Origin of the sequence: Pseudomonas sp. FW305-28 (assembly GCF_017351395.1) — a bacterium.
Classification (GTDB): Bacteria; Pseudomonadota; Gammaproteobacteria; order Pseudomonadales; family Pseudomonadaceae; genus Aquipseudomonas; species Aquipseudomonas fluorescens_AA.
The window spans coordinates 76,098-84,938 of record NZ_JACNDD010000010.1 but is presented as its reverse complement, the minus strand read 5'-3'; the positions used below and the strand labels follow the sequence as shown (position 1 = coordinate 84,938).

The following is an 8,841-nucleotide window of genomic DNA, read 5'->3' as shown; positions in this document are numbered from 1 at the left end:
AGGGCTATGGTGCGGTGATGGCATTTGCCGTAGAGGGTGACCCTGATACCCAGAACCGCTTTGTGTCGAACCTGCGCATCATCACGTCGGCCGTTTCATTAGGGCATGACGAATCGCTGATCGTGCACGTAGGTGCAGAGGGTCGAGGTGGCTTTGACAAGTACCCCGAAGAGTTCCGCCAATACGGTCATCTGCGTTTTTCTGTAGGACTGGAAGACCCAGAAGACTTGATCAAGGATATTACGTTCGCACTGGACGCAACATTCAAGTGATTTGAATACGGGCGCTAAGTAACCAGGGTTTGGTCAACCCGTCTTTACCCCCGTACTCGCGGGGGTCTTTTTAATAACGTTGGCATAGTAGTTGCGCCTGGCGCGAACGGTATTTGCGTTTTTATAGTTTGGGAGTTACTCATGGCTTGGATGAGTTTGATCATTGCGGGTTTACTTGAAGTGATTTGGGCTTTTTCGATGAAACAATCTGAAGGGTTTACGCGATTAGTGCCAACGGTCATTACATTTATCACCGTGATTGCCAGTTTCGCGCTTTTATCCTTCTCGATGAAGAGCTTGCCGCTGGGTACGGCGTACACCATCTGGACGGGGATCGGCGCTGTGGGGGCTTTTGCGGCGGGTATTTTCTTCATGGGTGAACCCGCCACGCTGTTGCGAATTGTAGCTGCCGTATTGATTGTCAGTGGTTTGCTAATGATGAAGCTGGTGTCTGCTTGAGGGACGAGCATTTTGCTCGTGATAACGTTCAATTTGCCATATTCGTAAAGTCGCCGTACTCAGGTAACGTTCAAGTCGAGACGCAGGTCTCGCTAAATAATAATGAGTGTCACGGTCAATGCTGTCAGATGTTTACTGCCCTTAATCAAACTACAATATCTAGGGATGTAATTATGATTTCGCTAAAGAAGCTGTATTTAGTAATGGGCTTGGCGCTGTGCACAAGTGCAGTGTCGGCCAAAGAATACTCCACCTTGCGTTTCGGCGTAGATGCCAATTACGCACCGTTTGAGTCCAAGGCCGCCGATGGTAGCCTCAAGGGATTTGATATTGATCTGGGCAACGCGATTTGCGCCAAGCTTTCAGTCAAATGCATCTGGGTGGAAAGCGATTTTGATGGCCTGATTCCAGGCCTCAGGGCCGGCAAGTTTGACGGCATCCTGTCATCCATGACTGTGACGGCCACTCGCGAAAAAGCCATTGATTTTTCAAACGAGCTTTTCTCCGGGTTCACGTCCTATGTGTTCAAGAAAGGTTCGGGTCTGAACACAGATGTGGCATCACTCAAAGGCAAAACAGTTGGCTATTTTCAAGGCAGTATCCAGGAAGCCTACGCCAAGGCCGTGCTGGACAAAGCTGGGGTAAAAATCCAGTCCTATCAGAACCAGGATCAGGTGTATTACGACCTGGTAGCGGGTCGGCTGGATGCATCCCTTCAGGATACGCTTCAAGCCCAACTGGGTTTTATCACCTCACCTCAGGGCGCTGAATACGAAATGAGCCCGTCGGTAGAGAGCCCTTATCTTCCCTCCAAAACAGCCATCGGCATCGCCAAGGGTAATACAGAGCTTAAGGCCTTGCTGGATAAAGCGATCCAGGCCCTTCACGACGATGGGACCTATGATTCGATCCAGAAGCAGCATTTTGGCGATCTGAATCTTTACAGCGGCAAATAACCATCCGGCGCTCGTCCGCTGGATGGGCGTTTTCGCTATAGGTTGTTGATCATGTTCGAAACACTATTAGGCGCATTGGGGCTCTCCGCATTCAGCCTGCAAGGCTTCGGCCCGTTGCTGCTCGAAGGCGCCTGGATGACCGTCAAGCTGTCCCTGTCCGCCCTTGCGCTCAGCGTATTGCTCGGGCTGATTGGCGCCAGCGCCAAACTGTCCAGCCTCAAGCTCCTGCGCTTGCCGGCGCAGCTCTACACCACGCTGATTCGTGGGGTGCCCGATCTGGTACTGATGCTATTGATTTTCTACAGCCTGCAAACCTGGCTGACGGTCATCACGGTGGCATTGGGCTGGGAGTACATCGAAATCAATCCCTTCGTTGCAGGAATCATTACCCTTGGTTTTATCTACGGGGCTTATTTCACCGAAACTTTCCGTGGCGCCATGCTGGCAGTACCCCGTGGCCAAGTCGAAGCCGCTACCGCCTATGGGTTAAGTCGCGCCCAGCGTTTTCGCTTTGTGGTATTCCCGCAAATGATGCGGTTTGCCCTCCCGGGGCTGGGTAACAACTGGATGGTAATTCTCAAAGCAACCGCATTGGTGTCGATCATCGGTCTGGCTGATTTGGTAAAGGCTGCCCAGGACGCAGGAAAAAGCACCTACCAATTGTTCTTTTTCCTGGTGCTGGCTGCACTGACCTACCTGATCATCACCAGCATCTCCAACTTCGTCCTGCGCTGTCTGGAAAAACACTACGCCGCGGGTTCACGGGAGGCGGCGCGATGATTGAACTACTGCAGGAGTACTGGAGGTCATTCGTCTACAGCGATGGCCAGCAAATCACGGGTCTGGCCATGACATTGTGGTTACTCAGTGCATCGCTTTTCATCGGCTTTATCGTGTCTATTCCATTGTCCATCGCACGCGTGTCACCCAGGTTTTACGTACGCTGGCCGGTGCAATTTTATACCTACCTGTTCAGGGGGACACCGCTCTATATCCAACTGCTGATCTGCTACACGGGGATCTATAGCTTGGCGGCAATACGTGCTCAGCCTTTGTTGGATGCATTTTTCCGCGATGCAATGAACTGCACCATTCTTGCCTTCGCTTTGAACACGTGCGCTTACACCACTGAGATATTTGCCGGAGCCATTCGCAACATCGCCCATGGCGAGGTCGAGGCGGCAAAAGCCTATGGCCTCTCGGGATGGAAGCTCTACGCATTCGTGATCATGCCGTCAGCCTTGCGTCGCTCGCTGCCGTATTACAGCAACGAAGTGATCTTGATGCTGCACTCAACCACGGTGGCATTCACCGCCACGGTGCCGGACATTCTCAAAGTCGCCCGTGACGCGAATTCTGCGACCTTTTTAACCTTTCAATCGTTTGGGATTGCGGCGCTGATTTACCTGGCGGTGACCTTTGCGCTGGTCGGTTTGTTCCGAATTGCCGAACGTCATTGGTTGGCTTTCTTAGGGCCGACTCACTGAGTCCTGTGTCTGACAGGGCCGCCCCCGAACTCTTAGAGGATGATTGCGAACATGTACAAATTGACAGTTGACGGGCTACACAAAAGTTACGGTACCCATGAAGTACTCAAGGGTGTTTCCCTGCAAGCCAAAACGGGCGATGTCATCAGTCTGATCGGCGCCAGTGGTTCGGGAAAGAGTACGTTCCTGCGCTGTATCAATTTTCTCGAAACACCCAACGACGGTGCCATGAGTTTGGATGGCAAACCAATTTGCATGGTTAAAAATCATGCTGGATTACGTGTGGCGGATGACCGTGAGCTGCAACGACTACGTACCCGCTTGGCCATGGTCTTCCAGCATTTCAACCTGTGGGGGCACATGACCGTGCTGGAAAACATCACCATTGCCCCGCGGCGGGTGCTAGGGGTCAGCAAAAAAGACGCAGAAGATCGTGCGCGGCGGTACTTGGATAAAGTCGGCTTGCCTGCCCGTATTGCCGATCAGTTCCCTGCGTTTCTTTCCGGAGGTCAACAGCAGCGGGTAGCGATCGCCCGCGCCCTCGCCATGGAGCCCGAAGTCATGCTGTTCGACGAACCCACCTCGGCGCTTGACCCTGAGGTGGTGGGCGAGGTTCTCAAAGTCATCCAGGGCCTTGCTGAAGAGGGGCGCACCATGATCATGGTGACCCATGAAATGGGGTTTGCACGCAAAGTGTCGAACCAGTTGCTGTTTCTTCATCAAGGACTGGTTGAAGAGCAGGGTGGACCTGAAATTCTGGATAACCCCAGAAGCGAGCGCCTGCAGCAGTTTCTGTCCAATGGGCTTAAGTGAATGCCTTGGCTATGACCGGCGGAACAAAGAACCACGCGGCCCCTGAGTGTTTGGGACGCATCGACGCGGCCAGCGTCGACGTACTGCGCAGCAATGGGCACATCACTTATAAAAAACTCGCCTCACTGGTGCACTTGAGCGAGAGCCCTTGTCAGCAACGCGTTCGCAAGCTGGATAGGCTGGGCGCCATCCGCGGTTACGGGGCATTCATTGACGAGCATAAGCTATCACCCGGTTTGTCACTGGTGGTTCTAGTGACCTGGCTGGAGAGCACTGAACTGCACCTCGAGAAACTGCTGGCCTATCCACAATTGGGCGTCATCAAGCCTTCATCGACGCACCTTGGTATCGAATAACAATTACAACACTCCAAGCCTATGGATAAACCATGATGATTGCGAACCTGAAGTTCAGTCATAAGGTATTGCTTGCGGCATCATTCGTTGTTGTCGCAGCGTTTTCGCTTTTTACGCTTTACAACGACTCGATTCAACACAAAACCATCCGCACGAACCTTGAAAACCACCTCGAGGAAATGAGCAAGATCACGGCTGCAAGCGTTCAGTCCTGGCTCTCTGGGCGGATACTTCTGGTTGATCATATTGCCCAGACGGTTGCCAATGATCCCGCGTCGCAACACATCACGCGGCTGCTGGAGCAGAGGTCGTTGCTCTCGACGTTTACCTTCACTTATCTAGGCAGTCGTGACGGTAGTTTCGTCATCCGGCCAAAGGACGACCTACCCGCTGATTACGATCCTCGCACCCGACCTTGGTATACGGACGCAATGACTGTCGGAGGAACCACGCTGACCGAGCCGTACCTGGACGTGACGACGGGCCAACTGATGATGACCATTGCAACGCCGGTCAGTCACGATGGCCAGGCGCTTGGGGTGGTAGGCGGGGACCTGACACTTGAGACGCTGTCGACCATAGTCCGCTCGCTCGACCTGGGTGGAATGGGCTATGCCTTTCTGGTCAACGCAGATGGCAGGGTGCTGGTTCATCCCGAAAAAGAACGGGTGATGAAGCAATTGAGCGATATTTACCCGCTGAACACGCCATCCCTTAGCTCTCATATCAGCGAGACGGAGCAGGACGGAAAACCTCAAGTTTTGATGTTCTCGCCGATCAAAGGACTGCCTTCGGTGAACTGGTATATCGGTTTGTCCATCGACAAAAGCGAAGCTTATGGCGCACTTGGTGATTTTCGCACTTCCGCCATTTTGGCGATGGTTATTGCCGTGGCGACCACGCTGCTTCTGCTGGGCCTGCTTATTCGCGTACTGATGCGGCCCCTGAGATTGATGGGTACAACCATGCGGGATATCGCCCAGGGAGAGGGTGACCTTACCCGCCGCTTGGGTGCGCACTCGAAAGATGAGTTCGGAGAATTGGCCGCAGACTTCAACCTTTTTGTGGAGCGCATCCAGCACTCAATACGTGAGGTGTCTTTTGCCACCGAGCATGTCAATGAAGTGGCCAGGCGCGTGACGCAGACCTCCAGCGCCTCCATATCAAACTCGGACGACCAGGCCAATCGCACCAACAGTATTGCCGCTGCAATTAATGAGCTGGGTGCGGCGGCCCAGGAAATCGCATGCAACGCGGGTGACGCCTCCCTTCAGGCGTCGGATGCCCGACGCCAGGCAGAAGATGGCCGCGCGGTAGTGACACAAACGATAAATGCCATGGACGAGCTATCAGGAAAGATCCGCACCTCATGCAGCAACATTGAGGCGCTGAATGGTAAGACGGAAAATATCGGGCGGATTCTTGAAGTCATCAAAGGCATTTCCGAACAAACCAACCTGCTGGCACTCAATGCTGCGATCGAGGCCGCGCGGGCGGGTGAAGCCGGGCGTGGTTTTGCTGTTGTGGCTGACGAAGTCCGTAGCCTGGCTTACCGCACTCAGACCTCAGCCCAGGAGATCCATACAATGATTGCAGAGCTTCAGATGGGGGCACGTGAGGCGGTACTCACCATGAAAGAAAGCGAGCGCTACAGTAAGGACGGTGTGATTATCGCCAACCAGGCCGGTGAGCGGCTGGGCAGTGTCAGTCAGCGCATTGGCGAGATTGACGGAATCAACCAGTCGGTAGCGACAGCAACGGAAGAGCAAACTTCAGTTATCGATTCACTGAACATGGACATCACCGAGATCAAAACCCTCAACCAGGAAGGGGTGGAGAACCTGCAGGCCACACTGCTTGCTTGTGACGATCTTGAACGACAAGCCACACGACTCAAACAGTTGGTGGATGGCTTCCGAACTTAGGCCATCCCCACAAGGGCCGGCATTAAGTCATGTGCGGGAAAACAACAGCTTCAAGCCTGCTGCTCCAAATACTAAGGCGAGGGTACCTTCGATCCATCGGCGCGCCCTGCGATAACCCCGAATCATTGGAGCTGTTGAGAAAACGATCGCATAGCTGCAGAAAATTGTGATGCTCAAAACGGCACAGCCCGCCAGGATGATTAAAACCGTCTCAGGCGTCGCTTGTGGTCCCAGCCCCAGTGTCATTGTTGCGATCCAACCCAGCAAAGCCTTTGGGTTGGTAAGGTGCATAAGCAAGCCGCGCCGGTAGAGGCCAAAGCCAGAAACGGTTGGTGCTGCGGCTAACGCCTTCTGAATTCGCTCATCAGAGCTCAGAGCAGATCGCCCAGCTTTTACAGCAAGGAACAGCAAGTACGCTCCGCCGACTATCTTGAGTACGAAGAGTGCCTGTGCGAATTGGAGCAGAATGGCTGATACACCTGTAGCGGCCATTGCCCCCCAGAAGAAAGAACCACTGATGACTCCAGTTGCCAGCATCAGCGCAGGCTTTCTCCCTTGGTGCATGGCAACGCCCATGATTCGCATGTTGCTGGGGCCGGGCTGGCAGCTCCCACAATGTAAGCTGTGAATACCAGCAGTAAGTGGTGCAGATCAAATGACATTGTTAGCCTCTGGAAGAATGCATGACAGCCAGTAGCTTAAGTGGTTCCAACGTGCACGTCATTCCATCAGTTGCCCAAATCTGACCCGTTCGCCTCTAGTTCTTCTCGGAAATTTTTTGTTCGGTGCAGCCTTTCCAGGCATAACGCTTACCCCAAAACAGACTGTCGGTGTTCAAGGGGTATGATTCAGCCCCTGCAGTTTTAAATCCTACAACCAACCCTTGATCTGCGCGCGCACAGCCTGGGTAGAAATACCGTAGCGATCGTGTAACGTCGGAAGCGCACCAACATCGAGAAACGTGTCCTGCAACACTATTTGTCTGAACGTCGGCGTAACCTGGTGTTAAAGGCTCTCAGGGTCGCCAAAAAACATTTTGACTGGGCTCTAGGACGGTAGTTTCAGGTCATAAAAAACTAATGATGCCCCCAGTTTTGCCCCCAGTTACACAGAGTACGAGAGCGCTCGCGAGCGGCGATTTCTCACGAACTCCAGTATGGCAGTGACTGGCTTTCGGTGTAACTCCTCATTGGATCTGGAGGTAGGTTGCAGGGCTCATTAAGGACACGCTAATCCGCTCTCGCTCGAGAGCAGCAACTCCGATCGGCTGTGTTCGACCCAATATTGCATCCGCGTAATTGGTTTGCTGGTCTTGGAGGTTTCTACGAAACCAGGGGCGATTCAGAGCCTACCATCCACCTTTAGTTAGGGTGCTATCAATTTGTTTGATGACAAAGCTGTGTTGCGTTGCCAGCAAGGATCGAACACCTGCGTTGAAAGCGAATGGACGGCCTGCCGGGTAAGCTTTGATCAGACGAGGCGCTTCTCGAAACCAGCCAGATATTCGCGAACCATCGTCGAGTAGGGTGCTTGAGGCTTGGCCATCTCTTTCATATGTCGCACCGTACGGTCTATCAATGCTTCCATTCGTTTTATGATGCGCTTGTTTTCATCCGCGCACGGAGCATTCCTGCACACTTCGAGTTTCAGAATCATCGCGCAAAGATCCTTTACTGACTCCTCCATAAAGGCGAGTTGGCGCAGTACTCGCGTGCGATCCTGGACCAATCCCAAACGGTTCAGCCCGTAGGTATGGATCGATACCGCGCCACGAAGACTGAGCTTGTCTTCAAGCGCCTTATCAATTTCACCTTTGAATTCCGGGAGTAGATCTTGGGTTGGAATGACTTCAGGTAGCCCCGCGCCATCGTGTGGCTTTGGTAACACCAACCCAATGAGCTTTTCGCAGTCGACATGGAAGGCTAAATGCTCTTGTGGATCATCCCGGCAGGGATTGAGTAACAACGCGTATTCCGTTGAACAGTCCCTCGAGTCCTGTGTCGCGCGCGGCCCCAGGATTGGAAAATGATTGCCTTTGCCTGTAGTGGCCCTGCGTTGCTTGCTGAAGCCTGAATGGTCACTGCGCAGTTCAACCAATTGGGTCGAGAGCACCGGTGTGATGTGTTCGTTCAGTCGGTTGCAATGGATACAGCTGGGAAGCAGGTTTTCCCAATCCATCGCCAGCCACCAATATCCCGTATGGTCAGTATCCTTTACGCCCCCCTTCGGCCTGTAATGCTCTACGTCAACCGGGGCCACGGCAGGGTAGAACGTTTCGCAATACGCGCACTTGCCATGAAACAGCGCTAACAACTGGGTTTTGACCGAATTTTTGCGATAGGTCTTGAAAAGGGGTTTTTTCAAGGAGTCCACTGCCTTTGCGGCTTCAATCACAACCGGATCATCGGCCGCCAGCGTGGCTCTGGCGCGCGCCAAGGTCTCAAGTGCAGCCGTTTTTTCTTTGAAATAGGCGGTTAAATCAGTGAGTTCCTGATCCGCGGCACTGACTGTGGTCTTTCTAGGCAACATCGCCAGGGGCTTTTTCACGAGGGATCGGTCAACGAAGCGCACGG

10 protein-coding genes and 2 pseudogenes are annotated in these 8,841 nt (G+C 53.3%); 9 read left to right on the top strand and 3 right to left on the bottom strand.

Going from position 1 to position 8,841, the window contains the following annotated elements:
* From J4E53_RS04535 to J4E53_RS30975, 9 genes and pseudogenes are all read left to right on the top strand, one after another.
* Nucleotides 1–272 (top strand): PLP-dependent transferase (locus tag J4E53_RS04535; RefSeq protein ID WP_207268111.1); only part of this gene is annotated, 272 nt, incomplete at its 5' end.
* A 141-nt stretch (nt 273–413) separates the two neighbouring features.
* On the top strand, nt 414–731 hold the full coding sequence (locus J4E53_RS04530) for a multidrug efflux SMR transporter (protein WP_060742427.1): 318 nt from the start codon (nt 414–416) through the stop codon (nt 729–731).
* A 173-nt stretch (nt 732–904) separates the two neighbouring features.
* Nucleotides 905–1,687 carry a transporter substrate-binding domain-containing protein gene (locus J4E53_RS04525; RefSeq protein WP_060742426.1) on the top strand — a complete coding sequence of 261 codons (783 nt, stop codon included), beginning with the start codon at nt 905–907 and terminating at the stop codon, nt 1,685–1,687.
* 51 nt (nt 1,688–1,738) lie between these two features.
* A complete protein-coding gene (locus J4E53_RS04520) occupies nt 1,739–2,467 on the top strand; it encodes an ABC transporter permease (protein WP_060742425.1) in 729 nt (242 codons plus the stop codon).
* Nucleotides 2,464–3,174, top strand: coding sequence for an ABC transporter permease (locus J4E53_RS04515; protein ID WP_060742424.1), 711 nt, complete (start codon nt 2,464–2,466; stop codon nt 3,172–3,174). Before J4E53_RS04520 ends, J4E53_RS04515 begins: the two co-directional genes overlap by 4 nt.
* A 51-nt stretch (nt 3,175–3,225) precedes the next feature.
* Nucleotides 3,226–3,987, top strand: coding sequence for an ABC transporter ATP-binding protein (locus J4E53_RS04510; protein WP_060742423.1), 762 nt, complete (start codon nt 3,226–3,228; stop codon nt 3,985–3,987).
* A gap of 11 nt (nt 3,988–3,998) precedes the next feature.
* Nucleotides 3,999–4,343 carry an Lrp/AsnC family transcriptional regulator gene (locus J4E53_RS04505; RefSeq protein ID WP_103308113.1) on the top strand — a complete coding sequence of 115 codons (345 nt, stop codon included), beginning with the start codon at nt 3,999–4,001 and terminating at the stop codon, nt 4,341–4,343.
* Between the two features lie 32 nt (nt 4,344–4,375).
* Nucleotides 4,376–5,410: pseudogene (locus tag J4E53_RS30980) on the top strand (cache domain-containing protein); the annotation flags it as partial.
* The gene (locus J4E53_RS30975) at nt 5,408–6,268 is read left to right on the top strand and encodes a methyl-accepting chemotaxis protein (RefSeq protein ID WP_371919205.1); all 861 of its coding nucleotides are present in this window, start codon (nt 5,408–5,410) and stop codon (nt 6,266–6,268) included. The pseudogene J4E53_RS30980 and the gene J4E53_RS30975, both read left to right, overlap by 3 nt.
* A gap of 27 nt (nt 6,269–6,295) precedes the next feature.
* Here J4E53_RS30975 and J4E53_RS04495 read toward each other — a convergent pair whose 3' ends face one another.
* The 3 genes and pseudogenes from J4E53_RS04495 to J4E53_RS04490 form a co-directional block, all read right to left on the bottom strand.
* Nucleotides 6,296–6,844, bottom strand: a complete 549-nt coding sequence (locus tag J4E53_RS04495; protein ID WP_256587136.1) for a LysE family translocator — start codon at nt 6,842–6,844, stop codon at nt 6,296–6,298.
* 294 nt (nt 6,845–7,138) lie between these two features.
* A pseudogene (locus J4E53_RS30705) lies at nt 7,139–7,267 on the bottom strand (transketolase family protein); the annotation flags it as partial.
* Nucleotides 7,268–7,738: 471 nt separating this feature from the next.
* Nucleotides 7,739–8,839: an endonuclease gene (locus J4E53_RS04490; protein WP_256587135.1), complete on the bottom strand. Its 1,101-nt coding sequence runs from the start codon at nt 8,837–8,839 to the stop codon at nt 7,739–7,741.
* Between the last annotated feature and the right edge of the window lie 2 nt (nt 8,840–8,841).